Below are 18,564 nucleotides of genomic sequence, written 5' to 3' on the forward strand. Positions count from 1 at the left end.
CGATCGTCGCCATCCCCCGGGCCGGGGACGCCCGATCGCCGTCCAGAGATGAATCACGCGTGAGCGAGCCGTTTATTCCACGACCCGCGGGCCGTTACGGGCAATCCCGGCTGTCGGGTACGTCGCGGCGGCCCGTGGTGATCGCGCTGACCGTCCTTGCGGTCGCGGCGGGGGTCGGAGTCGCCGTCATCGGCTACCAACGGCTCGGCGCCAGCGACGTCTCGGGTTCGCTGGCCGGGTATCGCGTCATCGACGACGAGACGGCCTCGGTGACGATCAGCGTGACACGCTCGGACCCGTCGCGACCGGCGGACTGCATCGTGCGGGTTCGCGCGCAGGACGGCAGCGAGACCGGCCGGCGGGAGGTGTTGGTCCCGCCATCCGACCAGGCCACGGTGCAGGTGACGACAACGGTGAAATCCTCTCGGCCGCCGATGATGGCCGACATCTATGGCTGTGGCACCGACGTACCCGCTTATCTGCGGCCATCCTGACCGCGGCGCGGACCCCGAACTGCGAATTTGTGCGTCACCGGACGTTTCCGTGGTGGTAACGTAGAGAAATGCACGGTTCCAGCTGGGACCGTGTATTGCTGCATTAATGGCCGTGGGCGGGACGGATCGGCGTCACCCGGGAGACCCGAACACTCCCGGGGCGGGGCAGGACAGAGGCTGACGCGACGAGGCGGAAGCGTGAACACGAGGAGCGCGACGAGATGACGGATACTCAGGTGACCTGGCTGACCCAGGAATCACATGACCGACTCAAGGCCGAACTCGACCAGTTGATCGCCAACCGCCCGGTCATCGCCGCCGAAATCAACGACCGCCGCGAGGAGGGCGACCTCCGCGAGAACGGCGGCTACCACGCCGCGCGCGAGGAGCAGGGCCAGCAGGAGGCCCGCATCCGACAGCTGCAGGATCTGCTGAGCAACGCAAAGGTCGGCGAGGCGCCCAAGCAGTCCGGCGTCGCGCTGCCCGGTTCGGTTGTGAAGGTCTGCTACAACGGCGACGAGTCGGACACCGAGACGTTCCTGATCGCCACCCGTCAGGAGGGCGTCAACGACGGCAAGCTCGAGGTGTACTCGCCGAACTCGCCCCTGGGCGGCGCGCTGATCGACGCCAAGGTCGGCGAGACCCGCAGTTACACGGTTCCCAACGGCAGCACCGTCGAGGTCAAGCTGCTCAGTGCGGAGCCTTACCACTCCTGACCAGCCGCGCGACCACTCCCTGACCAGCTGCGCGGGGGTTAGCGCAACGCCTGGTCGAGATCGGCCAGCAGGTCAGCCACGTCCTCGATGCCGACCGACAGCCGCACCAGGTCATCGGGAACCTCCAGCTGCGAACCGGCCGCCGACGCGTGTGTCATGGCGCTGGGATGCTCGATCAGCGACTCCACCCCACCCAGGGACTCGGCCAGGATGAACACCCCGGTGCGCGCGCACAGGTCCTGCGCGGCGCGGCGCCCGCCGCGCATCCGTACCGAGACCATGCCGCCGAAGCCCCGCATCTGCCGTGCCGCGATCTCATGCCCCGGGTGCCCGGCCAGACCGGGGTACAGCACGGCGCTCACCGCGGGGTGCCCGGCGAGAAATTGGGCCACGGCCAGGGCGTTCCGGCCGTGCTGTTGCATCCTGAGCACCAGCGTCTTGAGGCCGCGCATCGTCAGGTAGGCGTCGAACGGGCCCGGCACCGCGCCGGCCCCGTTCTGCAGGAAACCAAAGGCGCCGTCCAACTCCTCGTCATTGGTGACCAGCGCCCCGCCCACCACGTCGGAGTGCCCACCCAAGTACTTGGTGGACGAGTGCAGCACGACGTCGGCGCCCAGCGTCAGCGGCTGCTGCAGCGCAGGTGAGGCGAACGTGTTGTCGACCAGCACCCTCGGACCGAGATCCGCCCCGAGTTGCACGATCTCGGCAATCTCGGCAATGGCGGCGATGTCGGCGATGGACAGCAACGGGTTGGTCGGTGTCTCGACCCAGATCAGCCGGGTCTGCGGGGCGATCGCCGCGCGTACGGCGTCCAGGTCTGACAACGCCACCGGCGTATAGCGGACGCCCCATTGCGTGAACACCTTGTCGATGAGACGGAACGTGCCGCCGTAGGCATCGGTCGGAATGATCAGGTGGTCGCCGGGCCTCAGCATCGCCCGCAGGGCGCAGTCGGCGGCCGCCATCCCGGAACTGAACGCCCGCGCGTAGGCGCCCTCTTCGACAGTTGCGAGCGAGGCTTCGAGCGCGGCCCTGGTCGGGTTGCCGGTGCGCGCGTACTCGAAACCGCCGCGCAGGTGCCCGACGCCGTCCTGGGCGAACGTGCTGCTGGCGTAGATCGGGGGGTTCACCGCCCCGGTCGCGGGATCCGGCGGGTAGCCGGCGTGGATGGCCCGGGTGGCCAGTCCGGCGATCTTGGGGATTGGCGTGCCGCGCTCCGTGCTCATCCGGGTGTCTGCCTGCCCCCGATCGGCAGGCAGACAGTCGACATCATCTTGTCGGCCAACGTCTGCCGCTTGGCATCCCACAGCGGGACGAGAAAACCGACGAAACAGATGATCGCGTCACAGACATGCGCGAGATACCGCAGTAAAGACTTCCCGAAACCGATGGGCTGACCGGTGATCTCGCTGACCACCTTGAAGTTCATGACCGACTTGCCGATGCTGGACCCGGTCGTTCCCTGCCGATAGCCGTAGTTCCAGATCAGGTAGAACAGCCCCAGGGCCGCCGCCAACGCCAGCGCCAGCGCATCGAGGAGCGAGACCTGCACGAAGCAAACCGGCTTGCTGTGAGGAACCTGGACGATGCACAGATTCGGCAGGGGGAAAAGTAAGGACGCGGTGCCGACCACGACAATGCCCGGAAGGATGTCGATGATGAACGCCAGCACCCGCGAAAACCACGCGGTGTAGTCCTGCTTCGGCAGCGTGCGGATCGCCGGCCCGGGTGGCGGCGGGGCGTAACCACCCGACGACGGGGGCGGCGGGGGGTAGGAACCGCCCCCGGGGGGAGGCGGAGGGGAGGAACCGGGCGGCGGCGGTGGCGTGAAGGCCCCGCCGGGTGGCGGTTGGTCGGTCATGGGCAAGGAACCTTCCCCCCTGCGGATCGGGCGAACCGGGCCGCCCAACAGTACCTGAGCAGCCGATTGCTGCAGCGGCCGCCCGAAACGGCCGCACGATCCGAACGACGCCTGCGCTAGCGCCGGCGCGGCGTATCCGAGAGGAACCCCAGCAGATCATGCCGGGTGATGACACCGACCGGTTTGCCGTGTTCCACCACCATCAAGGCATCCCAGTCGCGCAGGGCTCTGCCGGCAGCGCCGACCGACTCGCCGGCGCCGATCATCGGCAGTGGTGGGCTCATGTGTTGCGAGACGGCGTCGGCCAGCTTGGCGCGGCCCTCGAAGACCGCCGAGAGCAGTTCGCGCTCGGAGACACTTCCGGCGACCTCACCGGCCCGCACCGGGGGCTCGGCGCCGACCACCGGCATCTGGGACACGCCGTACTCGCGCAGGATGCCGATGGCGTCGCGGACCGTCTCGGAGGGATGGGTGTGCACCAGATCGGGAAGAGCGCCGGATTTTCCGCGCAGCACGTCACCTACCGCGGGCTGCTGCGTGGAGCCGTCCAGGCGGCTGCGCAGGAATCCGTACGACGACATCCACGCGTCGTTGAAGATCTTCGACAGGTAGCCGCGGCCGCCGTCGGGCAACAAGACGACGACGAGGGCATCGGGCCCGGCCCGCTCGGCCACCTGCACCGCGGCCACCACCGCCATTCCGCACGAGCCGCCGACCAGCAGCGCCTCCTCGCGGGCCAGCCGCCGGGTCATGTCGAACGAGTCGGAATCCGACACCGCGATGACCTCGTCGGGCACGCTCGGGTCGTAGGCCGCCGGCCAGAAGTCCTCGCCAACCCCTTCGACCAGGTACGGCCGGCCGCTGCCGCCCGAATACACCGAGCCCTCAGGATCGACCCCGACGATGCGCACCCGCCCGCCGGACACCTCCTTGAGGTAGCGGCCGGCGCCGGTGATGGTCCCCCCGGTGCCGATCCCGGCGACGAAGTGGGTGACCCGGCCGTCGGTGTCGGCCCAGATCTCCGGGCCGGTCGTCTCGTAGTGGCTGGCCGGCCCGTCCGGGTTGGCGTACTGGTCGGGTTTCCAGGCCCCGTCGATCTCCCGGGTCAGCCGGTCGGACACGCTGTAATAGCTGTCCGGGTGCTCCGGCGGCAACGCCGTCGGGCATACGACGACCTCCGCGCCGTAGGCGATCAGCACGTTGCGCTTGTCCTCGCTGACCTTGTCGGGGCACACGAAGACGCACCGGTAGCCGCGGCGCTGGGCGACCAGGGCCAGACCGACGCCGGTGTTGCCCGACGTCGGTTCGACAATGGTGCCGCCCGGTTTGAGCTGCCCGCCGGCCTCGGCGGCATCGATCATCTTCGCGGCGATCCGGTCCTTGGAGCTGCCGCCGGGGTTGAGGTACTCGACCTTGGCTGCCACGGCGCCGGCACCGGCGGGGACGACGGCGTGCAGGCGCACCAGTGGCGTCCCGCCGATCAGGTCACTGATGTGCTGCGCGATGTGCATGCGCTCATCGTCTCAGTCCGGCGCCGGTCAGCTACCCGGTGGCCTCGCGGATGTACTCACCGATCTGGCGCAGCGACCGAACCGCCTCCGGCACCATCGGCGCGGCCAGCTGGAAGTCGTGGATCTGACCAGGCCAGACCCTCAATTCGGCCGGCACGCCGACTGCCGCCAGCCGGCGGGCCGCCAGCTGTGCGTCGTGCAGCAACACCTCGGCGCCCGACACGTGGATCAGGGTGCGCGGCAGGCCGGGGGTGATGTGCTCCAGCGGCTCGTAGATCTCCTCGGGTTCACCGTCCACCGTGTTCTTCGCGGCCGCACTGGTGACGAGAACGTCGAGGGCGTCGAACGCCTTCGGGGGGAACATTGCGTCGGTCTTGATGTTGGGGTGCGACTGCTTGCATTCCTTCGCCAGCTGCAGCAGCGGCGAGATCGCCACCAGCGCCGCCGGCACCTCGTCCTCCCCCCGTTGCAGGCGTTGCGCCAGCGCCAGCGCCAGGTAGCCGCCCGCCGAGTCCCCGGCCAGCACGATCTGGTCGGGCTGGTAACCGCGCACGCGGAGCCATTGGTACCCGTCGTGGCAGTCGTCGAGGGCCATCCCGATCGAATGTTTGGGCAGCAGACGATAATTGACCACCAGGACCGGTGAGTCGGCGAACTCCGACAGCGCCTCGACGAGCCTGCCGTGCGAATTCGCGCCGCACGTCAGGAACGCTCCGCCGTGCAGGTAGACGACGACCCGACGGGTCCCGTCCGCGGGCAGCACCCCGGGAGCACGCACCATCTGCGCCGTGGCGTTGCGCAAGGTCACGGTCTCGCGCACCGTGGCCGAGACCGGGAGCAGCGCCCGCGACGCGAGGTCGATCAGGCCCCAGGGCCAGGGCACGTTGGGGGCATGGCTGCCCACGGCCAGCACCGGCCGTATCGTCAGCCGCGAAGCCAGTCCGGCCACCCGGGCGGCGATACTGGGTCCGGATTCGAGGACCTCGACCGGTGCACCGCCGCTGATGGCGAATCGGCGAGCCCCAGACCTGCGCGCCTTGCGGACGTCGTGGGTGCGGATGACAGGCCGGGGCGAGCTGCACTCGTCGCGAAATACGGTCATGCTCAACACTTCCTACGCCTTTGTAGTCCGATACGGCATGCGCCGGGGCAGCTAAGCGTCTGATGCGCCGGCGTCCGACGAGCCGTTTAGCCACTCCGTCGAAAGTCAGCTTGACACGCGTTGCCACAGAAGACGTTTGGACAGCCGGATTCGATATCACATCTGGTTCACAACGTGATCAGATTGTTCAGATTGCGACCGTGCAAACCCCGGAGCCGGGCTAAACTCATCAACGTGTCCATCCGGGTGCTGCGTCGTTCGACGATCGCCCTGGCCACGGCGGGGGCTCTCGCCTCGACGGGTACCGCGTACCTGGGCGCTCGCAACCTGCTGCTCGGCCAGGCGACCCACGCGCGCACGTTGATCCCCAAATCCTGGGAAATCCCGCCCCGCGCCGACGGCATCTACGCCCCCGGCGGCGGGCCGGTCGAGCGGTGGCACCGCGGCATTGACTTCGACCTGCACCTGATGATCTTCGGCGACTCGACGGCAACCGGGTACGGCTGCACGAGCGCCGAAGAAGTGCCGGGCGTGCTCATCGCCCGCGGGCTCGCCGAGCGGACCGGCGGTCGTGTCCGGCTGAGCACGAAAGCCATCGTCGGCGCGACGTCGAAGGGGGTGTGCGGTCAGGTCGATGCGATGTTCGTCGCCGGTCCCCCGCCGGATGCGGCGGTGATGATGCTGGGCGCCAACGACGTGACCGCCCTCAACGGCGTCGGCCCGTCGGCGCAACGGCTGGCCCTGACGGTCCGCAAGTTGCGTACCCACGGCACGGTGGTCGTCGTCGGCACCTGCCCGGACCTCGGGGTGATCAGCGCGATCCCGCAGCCGCTGCGTTCGCTGGCCCACGCACGCACCTCCCAGTTGGCCCGCGCCCAGGCCGCGTCGGTGCGAGCCGCAGGCGGGGTGCCGGTGCCCCTGGCGCATCTGCTGGCCCCGCAGTTCCGCGCCACCCCGGATTCGATGTTCTCCGCCGACGGCTACCACCCCTCGTCGTCCGCGTATGCCCTGGCCGCAGACGCGCTGTTGCCGGCGCTCTACGACGCGCTCGGCGACACCGAGGAGTGCCCCGAGAACACACTTTCGCCCTCACCCGCTCCGGCGGGTCGCCCGGTGTTGTCGCGTTTGTGGCGGCGCCCGGAGACACAGCCAGCCGCCCCGTCGTCATGCCAGCCGGCGGGCAGCGATTAGATTTGGGTTGGTCTCGTCCGGGCCGGTCGGCGATGGCCGTACCAACGGCTCATGAGGCGAGCGCGCCCCATCGGATTTGCACGCCCATCGGATGTGAAGGAAATCTCCCATGCCTGAAGCTGTCATCGTCTCCACTGCTCGCTCACCGATCGGCCGCGCCATGAAGGGATCGCTGGTCAGCATGCGGCCTGACGACCTGGCCGCCCAGATGGTGCGCGCCGCGCTCGACAAGGTTCCCGCGCTCGACCCGCACCAGATCGACGACCTCATGCTGGGCTGCGGCCTGCCCGGTGGCGAGTCCGGGTTCAACATGGCGCGCGTCGTCGCCGTCGAGCTGGGCTACGACTTCTTGCCGGGCACCACCGTCAACCGGTACTGCTCGTCGTCACTGCAGAGCACCCGGATGGCGTTCCACGCGATCAAGGCGGGCGAGGGCGACGCGTTCATCTCCGCGGGCGTGGAAACGGTCTCCCGCTTCGCCAAAGGCAACTCCGACTCGTGGCCGGACACCAAAAATCCGCTGTTCGACGCGGCGCAGGAGAGGGCGGCGGCTGCTGCTGCGGGCGCCGAGGAATGGCACGACCCCCGGGCCGACGGCAACCTGCCCGATGTCTACATCGCGATGGGTCAGACCGCCGAGAACGTCGCGATCTTGACGGGGATCAGTCGCGAGGAGCAGGACCGCTGGGGGGTGCGCAGCCAGAACCGGGCGGAGGAGGCGATCAAGAGCGGCTTCTTCGCACGCGAGATCTCCCCGGTGACCCTGCCGGACGGAAGCACCGTCAGTACCGATGACGGCCCCCGCGCCGGCACCACCTACGAGAAGGTCAGCGAGCTCAAGCCGGTGTTCCGGCCCAACGGGACGGTGACAGCGGGTAATGCGTGCCCGTTGAACGACGGCGCGGCCGCCCTGATCATCACCAGCGACACCAAGGCCGAGGAACTCGGCCTGACGCCGCTGGCGCGCATCGTGTCCACCGCGGTCAGCGGCCTGTCGCCGGAGATCATGGGACTGGGCCCGATCGAGGCATGCACGAAGGCGCTGCACCGCGCCGGCATGTCGATCGGCGACATCGACCTCTACGAGATCAACGAGGCGTTTGCGGTGCAGGTCCTGGGCTCGGCCCGCGAGCTGGGCATGGACGAGGACAAGCTGAACGTGTCCGGCGGGGCGATCGCGCTGGGCCACCCGTTCGGCATGACCGGCGCCCGGATCGCCACCACGCTGCTCAACAACCTGCAGACCCACGACAAGACGCTCGGCCTGGAAACCATGTGCGTGGGCGGCGGTCAGGGCATGGCGATGATCATCGAGCGGCTCAGCTGAACCCGGCCGATGCCCGGCCCCGGGCGGGGGCTCGGCCCCGGGCGGGGGCTCGGGTGTGAATTCTGGGCGGCGACACGCCGATAGACGCCGCCAAGGATTCACACTCGACGCCACCGGTTCACACTCGAACCCAAACCGAACGCCGAACCCAAACCGAACGCCGAACCCAAACCGAACGCCGAACCCAAACCGACAAGGCCGGCACCCTCGGGTGCCGGCCTTGTCATTCGGTGCGGGCTAGTCGTTCTGCAGGTAACTGAGCAGACGCAGAATCTCGAGGTACAGCCAGACCAGGGTCACCGTCAGGCCCAGCGCGATGCCCCATGCCGCCTTCTCCGGCGCGCCGGCACGCACCATCTGGTCGGCGGCGTCGAAGTCGATGAGGAAGCTGAAGGCCGCGATACCGATGCACACGATCGAGAACAGGATGGCCAACGGCCCGCCGCTGCGCAGACCCATACCCTCGCCGCCGCCCACACCGAACATCGCCAGCACGAAGTTACCGAGCATCAGGCCCAGCACCCCGAACATGGCGGCGATCAGGTACCGGGTGAACTTGGGCGTGACCCGAATGGCCCCGGTCTTGTACACGACGAGCATGCCGAAGAACACCCCGAAGGTGCCCAGAACGGCCTCGCCGATCAGAGAACCGGCGCTGGCCGAGGACACCTGGTAGTTCGCGAACACGAACGAGACGGCGCCGAGGAACAGCCCTTCCAGCACCGCGTAGCTCAGCACGATCGCCGGGCTGTCCTGCTTCCGGCCGAAGGTGGCCACCAGCACCAGCCCCAGGCCGCCGAGCGCTCCGATCATGGTCAGCGGCATCGCCAGAGCGACGTTCGCCGACACCAGGAAGTAGGAGACGATCGCGGCGGCCGACAGCACGGCCAGCGTGATGCCGGTCTTGGTGACGACGTCGTCGATGGTCACCGGGCGGGAGGCTTCGACCTCCTGATAGGGAGCCCGGTAAGGGTCGGCCTGGTGATAGCCCTGCTGCACTTGCGGCGCGCCTGTACCGAATCGCGCATATCCGCCGCTCTGCTTGGGCAGCGAACGAAATACCGGGTTGCTTGTCTCCCGCACCGTCGGATCCTCTCTCATAGCTGTGGCTTCGAGCTGTGCGAACACACACTCAACGATCAGTGGCCCGACCGGGGTTCCCGACAGAGCCGGCATCTCACGAGTATTTCCTGCCTCGCATGTGGTTGTCGGCTTAAACATAGACCTTACCCGCGGGCATCGCCGACCTTGGAACGATCTAGATTTCTCCTCGAGGCCGGGGCAGCCGCGAAGCGGCTCGGGCGGATGCGAACGGATCGCGAACAACAGAACAACAGGAGGCCAGGGCGTGACAGCAGGATCCGAGGAGGTTCTGACCCGCGTCGAGGGGGGCGTCGGCGTGATCACGCTCAACCGCCCCAGGGCGATCAACTCGCTCAACCAGGCCATGGTGGACGCGCTGCGGGCGGTGCTCACCGCCTGGGCCGGCGACGACGCGGTGGGCGCGGTGGTGCTGCGCGGCGCGGGGGATCGCGGACTGTGCGCCGGCGGCGACGTCGTCGCGATTTACCACAGCGCCTGCAGGGACGGGGTGGTGGCGCGGCGCTTCTGGCACGACGAGTATCTGCTCAACGCGCAGATCGGCCGGTTCGCCAAGCCCTATGTCTCGTTGATGGACGGCATCGTGATGGGCGGCGGGGTCGGCGTCAGCGCGCACGCGAACACGCGGGTGGTGACCGACACCTCCACGGTCGCGATGCCCGAGGTAGGCATCGGTTTCATCCCCGACGTGGGCGGGGTTTTCCTGCTGTCCCGCGCGCCGGGCGGGCTGGGCCTGCACGCCGCCCTGACCGGAGCCCCATTTTCCGGCGCCGACGCCATCGCGATGGGATTCGCCGACCATTACGTGCCGCACGGCGATCTCGAGGCGTTCACCCGTGCGGTCGTCACCGACGGACCCGACGGCGCACTGGCCCACCACGCCGTCGAACCCCCAGCGAGTGATCTTGGCGCCCAGCGAGACTGGATCGACGAATGCTACACCGGCGACAGCGCCGAGGACATCCTCGCCGCACTCCGCCGACACGGCGCGGCAGCCGCGCGGGACGCCGCCGACCTGATCGCCACCCGCTCCCCCGTCGCGGTGTCGGTGACGCTGGCAGCGGTGCGCCGGGCCGCCAAGCTGGAGACGCTGGAAGACGTTCTGGTGCAAGACTATCGGGTGTCGAGCGCATCGCTGCGCTCACACGACCTGGTGGAGGGCATCCGAGCACAACTGATCGACAAGGATCGCAACCCGAAGTGGTCGCCGGCGACGCTTGCCGAGGTCGGCGCGGCCGACGTCGAGGCGTATTTCGCGCCGGTCGACGACGACCTGAGTTTCTGAGAAAGGCGGATTCGGTGACAGACTCGACATTCGAGACCATTCTCGTCGAGCGCGACGAGCGGGTCGGCATCATCACGCTGAACCGGCCGCAGGCGCTCAATGCCCTCAACAGCCAGGTGATGAGCGAAGTAACCTGCGCGGCAACCGAATTCGACGGTGACCCCGGCATCGGCGCGATCATCATCACCGGATCGGCCAAGGCCTTCGCCGCCGGTGCCGACATCAAGGAGATGGCCGACCTGACCTTCGCGGACGCCTTCGGCGCCGACTTCTTCGCCCCCTGGGCCACACTGGCGGCCGTGCGCACCCCGACGATCGCCGCGGTCGCGGGCCACGCCCTCGGCGGTGGCTGCGAACTCGCGATGATGTGCGACCTGCTGATCGCGGCCGATACGGCCAAGTTCGGCCAGCCGGAGATCAAACTCGGCGTGCTGCCCGGCATGGGTGGCTCCCAACGGCTGACCCGCGCCATCGGCAAGGCCAAGGCCATGGACCTCATCCTGACCGGGCGCACCATCGACGCTACCGAAGCCGAACGCAGCGGCCTGGTCTCGCGTGTGGTGCCGGCCGAGGACCTGCTGACCGAGGCCAGGGCCGTCGCCACCACCATCTCGCGAATGTCGCGCTCGGCAGCCCGGATGGCCAAGGAGGCCGTCAACCGCTCGTTCGAGTCCACCCTGGCCGAGGGACTGCTCTACGAACGCCGGCTGTTCCACTCGACGTTCGCCACCGAGGACCAGTCCGAGGGCATGGCCGCTTTCATCGAGAAACGCGCTCCGAACTTCCGCCACCGGTAGGGCTTCCGATGCACCGACCGGGTTCTGCGACCAACACCGCCGGCCACGAACCGGCGCCCGAAGCCGGCACGGAAGCCCCATCCCGCCCAGTGCCCGAACCGCAGGAATCCGGGCCGGCCGGCGAGCCCGGGCCGGCCGGCCGGGACTGGTGGCTACGGCACTACACCTTCACCGGCACCACCGTCGGCCTGATCTTCGTCTGGTTCTCGATGACGCCGTCACTGCTGCCCCGCAGCGCGCTGTTCCAGGGTCTGGTCAGCGGGATCTCCGGCGCCATCGGCTATGGCATCGGCGTCTTCGCGGTGTGGCTGGTCCGCTACATGCGCGACCTGGATTCCAGTCCGCCGGCGCCGCGGTGGGCGTGGATGCTGCTGATCCCGATCGGGGCGGTCGGCATGGTGATCATGGCGATCCGCTTTCACGTCTGGCAGGACGACGTGCGCGACCTGATGGGCGTCCCGCACCTGCGGTGGTACGACTACCCGGTGGCCACAGGGTTGTCGCTGGTGGTGCTGTTCAGCCTGGTCGAGATCGGGCAGTCCACTCGCTGGCTGGTCAGCTTTCTGGTCGACCGGGTCGACCGGGTGGCACCGTTCCGCCTCTCGGCGGCCATCGTGGTGGTCGCCCTCGCGGCGCTGTCGATCACTGTGCTCAACGGGGTCGTGCTCAAGGTCGCGATGCGCACCATGAACAACACCTTCGCCTCGGCCAACGACGAGGAGAGCCCCGACACCGCGCCGCCGAGGACCCCGCTTCGATCCGGTGGTCCGGGGTCGCTGGTGTCCTGGGACTCGCTGGGCCGGGAGGGCCGAGTCTTCGTCGAGGGCGGCCCGACGGTCGAGCAGCTCACCGCGTTCAACGGGGTGCAGGCCACCGAGCCGATCCGGGCCTACGCCGGGCTGAACTCCGCCGACGGCATCACCGCGACCGCCGAGCTCGCGGCCCGGGAGCTGCAGCGCACGGGCGGGCTGCGGCGTGCTGTCGTCGCGGTGGGGACCACCACCGGCACCGGCTGGATCAACGAGGCCGAAGCCTCGGCGCTGGAGTACATGTACGACGGCAACACCGCGGTCGTGAGCATGCAGTACTCGTTTCTGCCGAGCTGGCTGTCGTTCCTGGTGGACAAGGAGAACGCCCGGCACGCGGGTCAGGCGCTCTTCGAGGCCGTCGACAGGCTGGTCCGGAAGCTGCCCGAGGAGCATCGCCCCAAGCTCGTGGTGTTCGGCGAGAGCCTGGGATCGTTCGGCGCCGAGGCGCCGTTCATGAGCCTCAACAACGTCCTGGCCCGCACCGACGGCGCGCTGTTCAGCGGACCGACCTTCAAAAACACCATCTGGACGGACCTCACCGCCACCCGCGATGCCGGCTCACCGGAGTGGCTGCCGATCTACCACGACGGCAAGAACGTCCGGTTCGTCGCCCGCGCGCGGAACTTCGCCCGCCCGGACGCCCCGTGGGACGTCCCGCGGGTGGTCTACCTTCAGCACGCGTCGGACCCGATCGCCTGGTGGACGCCCAGCCTGCTGTTCAAGGAGCCGGATTGGCTCAAGGAGAAGCGGGGCTACGACGTGCTGCCCCAGACACGCTGGATCCCGGTGGTGACGTTCCTGCAAGTCACCGCGGACATGGCGGTCGCCCTGGACGTGCCGGAGGGGCATGGCCACCGTTACGTCGCCGACGTCGCCAACGGCTGGGCCGCCGTCTTGTCCCCGCCCGGCTGGACGCCGGACAAGACCGACCGGCTGCGGCCGCTGTTGCACTCCAGCAACTAGATCCAGCGCCGAAACGGGCAGCCGAAACGGGCAGCCGAAACGAGCAGCCGAAACCGGCGGGACGGTACGCGCGGCTTCACCGCCGACACCACCGGCAGGATCCGAAGTGCTCCCTCACGTCGGCCGGTGGCTGGAATCTGCCCCACATAATTTGACCGCATAGATTGACATCGTGAGCAGTTTCAGTCGTTCGTTCCCACGCTGGGGCACGGCCATCGTCGCCGCCGCGACACTGGCTTGTTCGCCGGCGCTCACGGGCTGCTCGCACGGTGCCCACGGCGGCGGGACCACGTCGTCACCGGCGCGGCCGTCGGGCACGGGCAGCGTCGGGGATCCGGCGCCACCGGACGCGGTCGGTCTCTCCCCCGCCGGCGTGACGACCCGCGTGGATGTCCCGGCCGATTCCACCGAGGAGCAGTATTTCCAGGCCTGTCACGCCGCGAAGGTGTGGATGGACGCCCAGCCCGACACCGGCGCATCACGGGTCGAGATGTATCTGGCGATGGTTCAGGCGTCGCCGTCGGGCACCCCGGGCAGCTGGAACACAGCGTGGGCGCGACTGAGCCCGGCCCGGCAGGCGGCCGTGATCGTCGCCGCGCGGGCGGCCGCCGATGACGAGTGCGGGTAGCGCCAGGGCCGCACCGTTATCGGCAGCGTTGCCGAGATCACGGTGCACACAAGCGCCGCACGGACAGCCGGGGACCGCGCCGCCGCGCAGAATGAGTGGATGCCCGGTGAACCTGTTGCGGCGGTCTCCCACCCCTCGGCACCGCTGCGGGTGGCGCTGTCGCTCGGCAGCGGAGGCGCCCGCGGCTACGCCCACATCGGGGTGATCGAGGCGCTGCAGGCGCGTGGCTACGACATCGTGGGAATCGCCGGTTCGTCGATGGGCGCGCTGGTGGGCGGCCTGCAGGCAGCCGGACGCCTCGACGAGTTCGCCGAGTGGGCGAAGTCGCTGACCCAGCGCACGATCCTGAGGTTGCTGGACCCCTCCATCAGTGCTGCCGGGGTGATGCGGGCCGGCAAGATCCTGGACGCGGTACGCGACATCCTGGGCCCGGTCACCATCGAGCAACTGTCCATCCCCTACACCGCGGTCGCGACCGATCTGCTGGCCGGCACAGCGGTGTGGTTCCAGCACGGTCCCCTCGACGAGGCGATCCGTGCTTCCATCGCGATCCCCGGGGTGATCGCCCCGTACGAGGTCGACGGACGGCTGCTGGCCGACGGCGGCATCCTCGATCCGCTGCCGATCGCCCCGCTCTCGGCGGTCAATGCCGACCTGACCATCGCGGTGAACCTCAGCGGCAGCGAGGTGATCGGCAGCCGCGGCGCCGAGCCGGGCGCCACCGCCGAGTGGTTGAACCGCATGGTGCGCAGCACCTCCGCGCTGCTCGACACCACCGCCGCCCGCTCACTGCTCGACCGGCCGACGGCCCGTGCAGTGCTGGGAAGGTTCGGCGTGGGGCCCGACGTCGAGCGGGCCGAGACGGAATCCGACGCCGACCTGAAGGAGCCCGCCGAGGACACGCAAGGCGAATCGGACGTTCCGCGGCTGAGCGGCTTCGAGGTGATGAACCGGACGATCGACATCGCCCAGTCGGCGCTGGCGCGCCACAGCCTGGCGGCGTACCCGCCCGACCTGTTGATCGAGGTCCCGCGCTCGACCTGCCGCAGCCTGGAATTCCACCGGGCAGTCGAGGTGATTTCCGCCGGCCGCGAGGTGGCCGACCGGGCGCTGGACGCCTTCGAAGCCGACTCCGGCGCCGGCGCGGCGCCCGCGACCGAGGGCTGACCGGCACACGCCGGGCGCGCCTACGACGCCGGCTCGTCGCACTCGGACTCGGACTCGGACTCGGCGAGCTGGTGGCGGGGCGGGACGGGCAGCGCCAGACTGCGGCTGATGTGCAGGTCCGCGTCGACGTGGATCAGCTCGCCGGGCTCCATCAGCTGCCAGCGCGGATCGTCGTCCATCGGCTCGCTGGCGAACACCACCGAGGGCCGGGCGCGCAGGTGCCGCGAGAAGGCGCGGATCCGGTCGGTACGCAGGTGCAAATCCCGTTCGGCGTCCTCGGGGCGGCGGTCCAGGACGTAGAGCGTATGGGTCCGCGGGTAGCGCAGGGCCCACATCTCGGTGGCCGTGCTCAGCAGCACGTTGAGCGCATAGAGCGGCACGGTGTCGGCGAGCCAGCGCGTGGCGTCGAGCAAGCCCGCCGTCACGTCGCCGTCGTGGGCACGGATGCGGGCGGTGATCAGGGCGAAGACCCGCTCGGAATCGGTCTGGCCGAGCACCAGGTCGTCGGTGCCGGCCTCACGCAGCCGTTCGTCGACGGTGTCGAGCCCCCGGACCACGCCGTTGTGGGCGAACAGCCGCCCGTCCTGCAGGAACGGGTGGGTGTTGCGCACATCGGGGGCGCCGGTCGTCGCGTAACGGACGTGGGCGAGGAAGGTCGTGCCGGTCATCTCGTGGGCTTCGGCGGCGAAGGCGGTATCGTCCCAGGCCGCCATCGGCTGCTTGCACAGCTGCGGGCGACCGTGCTCGTCGAAGACGCCCACGCCCGTGCCGTCGGGGTTTCTCCGGCTCTGCCGGGACAGGTTGTCCGGGGCATCCAGCAGCCAGAAAGTCGCGGTGCACACGTGCGTCCCGGCGTGCAGGCCAAAAAGTCGACACATGCTTTCGACAGTAACGAGAGCGTGTCCTCGCGCGATCAGTCGCGGGCTTCGATCACCCAGTAGCCGTGTTCGGCGTATCGCGCCCGGATGGCCTTCTTGTCGTACTTGCCGACGCTGGTCCGCGGGATCTCGTCGACGAACGTCCACCGCTCCGGCAGCCACCACCGGACGACTTTGTCGGCGAGGAACTTGCGCAGCTGCTCGGCGGTGGGCGGCTCGCCCTGTTTGGCCACGACCACCGCCAGCGGCCGTTCCTGCCACCTCTCGTCGGGAACTCCGACGACTGCGGCCTCGAGCACGTGCGGATGCCCGATCAGGCAGTTCTCCAACTCCACCGAGGAGATCCACTCACCGCCGGATTTGATGACGTCCTTGGCCCGGTCGGTCAGGGTGACGAAGCTGCGCTCGTCGATGCGGCCGACGTCGCCGGTGCGCAGCCAGCCCGAGTCGAACTTGGATTCGTCGCGCCCCTGGTAGTAGGAGCCGGCGATCCACGGTCCGCGAACCTCGACCTCGCCCACGGCGTTGCCGTCGTTGGGCAGCGGCCGGCCCTCGTCGTCGACGATGCGCATCTCCACCCCACACACCGGCTGCCCCTGGGTCGCGCGGTACGCCCACCGCTGCTCCTGCGGGGTCCCCGGCGGCGGCCAGGCCATGGTGGCCATCGGGGACGTTTCCGTCATCCCCCACAACTGCCGGATCTGGACGCCGTGCTTCTCCTCGAAGGTGCGCATCAGCGACAGCGGGACGGCCGAACCGCCGCAGGCCACCACCCGCAGCGACGACAGGTCGTGGTCCGGGTTCTCTTCGAGGCGATGGGCGATGTCGTTCCAGATGGTGGGCACCGCACCCGCCACGGTGGGCCGCAGCTTCTCGATCATGTCGATCACCGACCGGGCGTCGAGATGGCGGTCGGGCAGCACGATGTCGGCACCCGCCATCAGTGCCGCGTACGGCAGGCCCCACGCGTTGGCGTGAAACATCGGCACGATGGGCAGCACCGTGTCGTCTGTCCCGATGCCGATGCCGTTGGCGGTGCACGTCGTGACGGAGTGCAGGAAGCTGGAACGGTGGCTGTAGACCACACCTTTGGGGTTACCGGTGGTGCCGCTGGTGTAGCACATCGCGGCCGCGGAACGCTCATCGATGTCCGGCCACTCGAATTCGGCAGGCTCCGCGGCGACGACGTCGTCATAGCGCACTACCGTCTTGCCCGCTTCCTCCAATGGCGCCGTGTCGCCCTCCCCGGCGGCGATCACGGTGTGCACGGTCTTCAGCTCGGGCAGCACCGGAGCCAGTTGTTCGGCCAGGGACAGGTCGACGAGCACGACGCGGTCGTCGGCCTCGGTGGCGATGTAGGCGATCTGCTCGGGAAAAAGCCGGATGTTGAGGGTGTGCAACACGGCGCCCATCGACGGCACCGCCAGGTAGGTCGCCAGGTGTTGGGCGTTGTTCCACATGAACGTGGCCACCCGCTGGTCCCCGGTGACGCCCAGGTGGCGCAGCGCGTTGGCCAGCCGGCCCGCCTGCTGACCCAGTTCCGCGTAGCTGGTGTGCCGGTAGCCGCCGCCGGTGGCCGTCGTGGCCCGGCGGGCTCCGTGGACGCCGCAGCCGTGTCGCATGATCGCGGTGATCGTCAGCGGGAAGTCCTGCATCGTGCTGTCCATCGCTGTGTCGCCTTCACGCCTTGTGTACGCCTTGTGTACGCCTTGTGTCCGCCTTGAGTACGGTGCGCCGAATGGTATCGCCGCGTGCAGCGCACCAGGAAAACGGGTTGAGGAAAACGGTCTGGCGGAACAGCCGTCTTGGGCAGGGGCGCCTTATACGAGGGCGGGTGCGCCCGCGACCAGTTCGGGCACGATCCACTCGGCGGATTCGCACTCACCCCCGGCGCTGTCGTTCCTCAGGGCCACGATCGACGCGACCGACGCCACGGTGACCGCGCCGGAGTACTCGGCGATGTAGAGGCAGGTGGCGTCCGCGCTTTCCACCACGCAGGACGGCGTGTCGGACACCCCGAAGGTGCCGATGGTGCCGACGACGTCGTGCGTCAGCGTGCACAGCACCGTGATGCTGTCGTCGCTGACCAGGTATGCGCGATCACCGTCACCGCTGAGCGTCAGACCGGTCACGAAGCCGGTGATCTCACCGAGTTTGCGCGTGCCGGTGATCCTGCGGGTGCGGGTGTCGACGACGTCGATCACGGCACCGACCTCCGGAGCGCTGCTCAGTACGTAGGCCCGCGCGCCGTTGGGGCTGAGCGCAACATCGCGGATGGGCAGGCCGATGTCGACGGCGGCGAGGACGCGCGCGCCACCAAGCCCGGACCGCGCGCCCGTCTCGATCGCGACCAGTTGTGCGCCGGAGGCGACATAGAGGTGAACGCCGTCGGGGCTGACCCGCAGGCACGTCGTGGTGGGCGCCGACGCGTCACCACCGGCGACGGCGTTGGTCGCGTCGGTGAGATCGAGTGTTTCCACCGCGCCTGTCGTCGTATCCAGCAGGGCGACGTCTGCGATTCCGGCGCCGTGGCGGCCGGCATAGACATGCGACCCGTCGAGGCTCACCGCCAGGTCGCTCACGCTGTAGGCCAGCGGATGGGACGCGACGACGGCGTGGGCAGGCAGGTCGATGACTGCAATGGCGTCGTACGCCGCGGTAGCGGTGCGGACGTACGCCTGGCCGGAGTCGAGGCCGCCCACCGCGATCGCCGACGGCTCGCCCAGGCCGGCGA

At 69.1% G+C, this 18,564-nt stretch carries 17 protein-coding genes; 9 read left to right on the top strand and 8 right to left on the bottom strand.

Features of this window, described 5'->3' with window-relative positions; genetic code table 11:
* Window positions 1-59 precede the first annotated feature (59 nt).
* Both AC2VOK_RS18950 and greA read left to right on the top strand, forming a co-directional pair.
* Window positions 60-494 (top strand): DUF4307 domain-containing protein, encoded by a 435-nt coding sequence (locus AC2VOK_RS18950; protein WP_428901855.1) that lies wholly within the window; start codon window positions 60-62, stop codon window positions 492-494.
* Window positions 495-715: 221 nt separating this feature from the next.
* A complete protein-coding gene (greA, locus tag AC2VOK_RS18955) occupies window positions 716-1,210 on the top strand; it encodes a transcription elongation factor GreA (RefSeq protein WP_428901842.1) in 495 nt (164 codons plus the stop codon).
* 38 nt (window positions 1,211-1,248) lie between these two features.
* Here the strand turns inward: greA and AC2VOK_RS18960 are convergent, their stop codons facing one another.
* From AC2VOK_RS18960 to AC2VOK_RS18975, 4 genes are all read right to left on the bottom strand, one after another.
* On the bottom strand, window positions 1,249-2,436 hold the full coding sequence (locus AC2VOK_RS18960) for a cystathionine gamma-synthase (RefSeq protein WP_428901843.1): 1,188 nt from the start codon (window positions 2,434-2,436) through the stop codon (window positions 1,249-1,251).
* The gene (locus AC2VOK_RS18965; RefSeq protein ID WP_428901844.1) at window positions 2,433-3,071 is read right to left on the bottom strand and encodes an RDD family protein; all 639 of its coding nucleotides are present in this window, start codon (window positions 3,069-3,071) and stop codon (window positions 2,433-2,435) included. Before AC2VOK_RS18965 ends, AC2VOK_RS18960 begins: the two co-directional genes overlap by 4 nt.
* A gap of 116 nt (window positions 3,072-3,187) precedes the next feature.
* On the bottom strand, window positions 3,188-4,582 hold the full coding sequence (locus tag AC2VOK_RS18970) for a cystathionine beta-synthase (protein WP_428901845.1): 1,395 nt from the start codon (window positions 4,580-4,582) through the stop codon (window positions 3,188-3,190).
* 31 nt (window positions 4,583-4,613) lie between these two features.
* Window positions 4,614-5,684 (bottom strand): alpha/beta hydrolase, encoded by a 1,071-nt coding sequence (locus AC2VOK_RS18975; protein ID WP_428901846.1) that lies wholly within the window; start codon window positions 5,682-5,684, stop codon window positions 4,614-4,616.
* A gap of 246 nt (window positions 5,685-5,930) precedes the next feature.
* Between AC2VOK_RS18975 and AC2VOK_RS18980 the strand changes: the two genes are divergently transcribed.
* Together AC2VOK_RS18980 and AC2VOK_RS18985 are read left to right on the top strand one after the other, a co-directional pair.
* On the top strand, window positions 5,931-6,875 hold the full coding sequence (locus AC2VOK_RS18980; RefSeq protein ID WP_428901856.1) for an SGNH/GDSL hydrolase family protein: 945 nt from the start codon (window positions 5,931-5,933) through the stop codon (window positions 6,873-6,875).
* Between the two features lie 109 nt (window positions 6,876-6,984).
* Window positions 6,985-8,202 (top strand): acetyl-CoA C-acetyltransferase, encoded by a 1,218-nt coding sequence (locus tag AC2VOK_RS18985; protein WP_428901847.1) that lies wholly within the window; start codon window positions 6,985-6,987, stop codon window positions 8,200-8,202.
* A 237-nt stretch (window positions 8,203-8,439) separates the two neighbouring features.
* Here the strand turns inward: AC2VOK_RS18985 and AC2VOK_RS18990 are convergent, their stop codons facing one another.
* Window positions 8,440-9,285, bottom strand: coding sequence for a Bax inhibitor-1/YccA family protein (locus AC2VOK_RS18990; RefSeq protein ID WP_428901848.1), 846 nt, complete (start codon window positions 9,283-9,285; stop codon window positions 8,440-8,442).
* Window positions 9,286-9,550: 265 nt separating this feature from the next.
* Between AC2VOK_RS18990 and AC2VOK_RS18995 the strand changes: the two genes are divergently transcribed.
* The 5 genes from AC2VOK_RS18995 to AC2VOK_RS19015 all read left to right on the top strand — a co-directional run bounded on the left by AC2VOK_RS18995 (window position 9,551) and on the right by AC2VOK_RS19015 (window position 14,952).
* Window positions 9,551-10,588, top strand: coding sequence for an enoyl-CoA hydratase/isomerase family protein (locus AC2VOK_RS18995; RefSeq protein WP_428901849.1), 1,038 nt, complete (start codon window positions 9,551-9,553; stop codon window positions 10,586-10,588).
* Between the two features lie 14 nt (window positions 10,589-10,602).
* Window positions 10,603-11,385, top strand: coding sequence for an enoyl-CoA hydratase (locus AC2VOK_RS19000; protein WP_428901850.1), 783 nt, complete (start codon window positions 10,603-10,605; stop codon window positions 11,383-11,385).
* A gap of 8 nt (window positions 11,386-11,393) precedes the next feature.
* The gene (locus tag AC2VOK_RS19005; RefSeq protein WP_428901851.1) at window positions 11,394-13,157 is read left to right on the top strand and encodes an alpha/beta hydrolase; all 1,764 of its coding nucleotides are present in this window, start codon (window positions 11,394-11,396) and stop codon (window positions 13,155-13,157) included.
* A gap of 214 nt (window positions 13,158-13,371) precedes the next feature.
* Window positions 13,372-13,785, top strand: coding sequence for a lipoprotein LpqV (lpqV, locus tag AC2VOK_RS19010; RefSeq protein WP_428901857.1), 414 nt, complete (start codon window positions 13,372-13,374; stop codon window positions 13,783-13,785).
* Window positions 13,786-13,884: 99 nt separating this feature from the next.
* Window positions 13,885-14,952 (top strand): patatin-like phospholipase family protein, encoded by a 1,068-nt coding sequence (locus tag AC2VOK_RS19015; protein WP_428901852.1) that lies wholly within the window; start codon window positions 13,885-13,887, stop codon window positions 14,950-14,952.
* Between the two features lie 20 nt (window positions 14,953-14,972).
* Here AC2VOK_RS19015 and AC2VOK_RS19020 read toward each other — a convergent pair whose 3' ends face one another.
* From AC2VOK_RS19020 to AC2VOK_RS19030, 3 genes are all read right to left on the bottom strand, one after another.
* Window positions 14,973-15,830 carry a class II glutamine amidotransferase gene (locus tag AC2VOK_RS19020; protein ID WP_428901853.1) on the bottom strand — a complete coding sequence of 286 codons (858 nt, stop codon included), beginning with the start codon at window positions 15,828-15,830 and terminating at the stop codon, window positions 14,973-14,975.
* Between the two features lie 35 nt (window positions 15,831-15,865).
* Window positions 15,866-17,497, bottom strand: a complete 1,632-nt coding sequence (locus tag AC2VOK_RS19025; protein ID WP_421530309.1) for a fatty acid--CoA ligase — start codon at window positions 17,495-17,497, stop codon at window positions 15,866-15,868.
* A 153-nt stretch (window positions 17,498-17,650) separates the two neighbouring features.
* The coding region (locus AC2VOK_RS19030) for a YncE family protein (protein ID WP_428901854.1) at window positions 17,651-18,564 on the bottom strand (914 nt) is incomplete at its 5' end.

Source organism: Mycobacterium sp. TH-M116, assembly GCF_057473685.1.

What these genes read in the sequence shown, in the direction of transcription:
- greA (WP_428901842.1), top strand. Translation starts at nt 716, where the DNA reads ATGACGGATACTCAGGTGACCTGGCTGACCCAGGAATCACATGACCGA.
- AC2VOK_RS18960 (WP_428901843.1), bottom strand. Translation starts at nt 2,436, where the DNA reads ATGAGCACGGAGCGCGGCACGCCAATCCCCAAGATCGCCGGACTGGCC.
- AC2VOK_RS18965 (WP_428901844.1), bottom strand. Translation starts at nt 3,071, where the DNA reads ATGACCGACCAACCGCCACCCGGCGGGGCCTTCACGCCACCGCCGCCG.
- AC2VOK_RS18970 (WP_428901845.1), bottom strand. Translation starts at nt 4,582, where the DNA reads ATGCACATCGCGCAGCACATCAGTGACCTGATCGGCGGGACGCCACTG.
- AC2VOK_RS18975 (WP_428901846.1), bottom strand. Translation starts at nt 5,684, where the DNA reads ATGACCGTATTTCGCGACGAGTGCAGCTCGCCCCGGCCTGTCATCCGC.
- AC2VOK_RS18985 (WP_428901847.1), top strand. Translation starts at nt 6,985, where the DNA reads ATGCCTGAAGCTGTCATCGTCTCCACTGCTCGCTCACCGATCGGCCGC.
- AC2VOK_RS19005 (WP_428901851.1), top strand. Translation starts at nt 11,394, where the DNA reads ATGCACCGACCGGGTTCTGCGACCAACACCGCCGGCCACGAACCGGCG.
- AC2VOK_RS19015 (WP_428901852.1), top strand. Translation starts at nt 13,885, where the DNA reads ATGCCCGGTGAACCTGTTGCGGCGGTCTCCCACCCCTCGGCACCGCTG.
- AC2VOK_RS19020 (WP_428901853.1), bottom strand. Translation starts at nt 15,830, where the DNA reads ATGTGTCGACTTTTTGGCCTGCACGCCGGGACGCACGTGTGCACCGCG.
- AC2VOK_RS19025 (WP_421530309.1), bottom strand. Translation starts at nt 17,497, where the DNA reads ATGGACAGCACGATGCAGGACTTCCCGCTGACGATCACCGCGATCATG.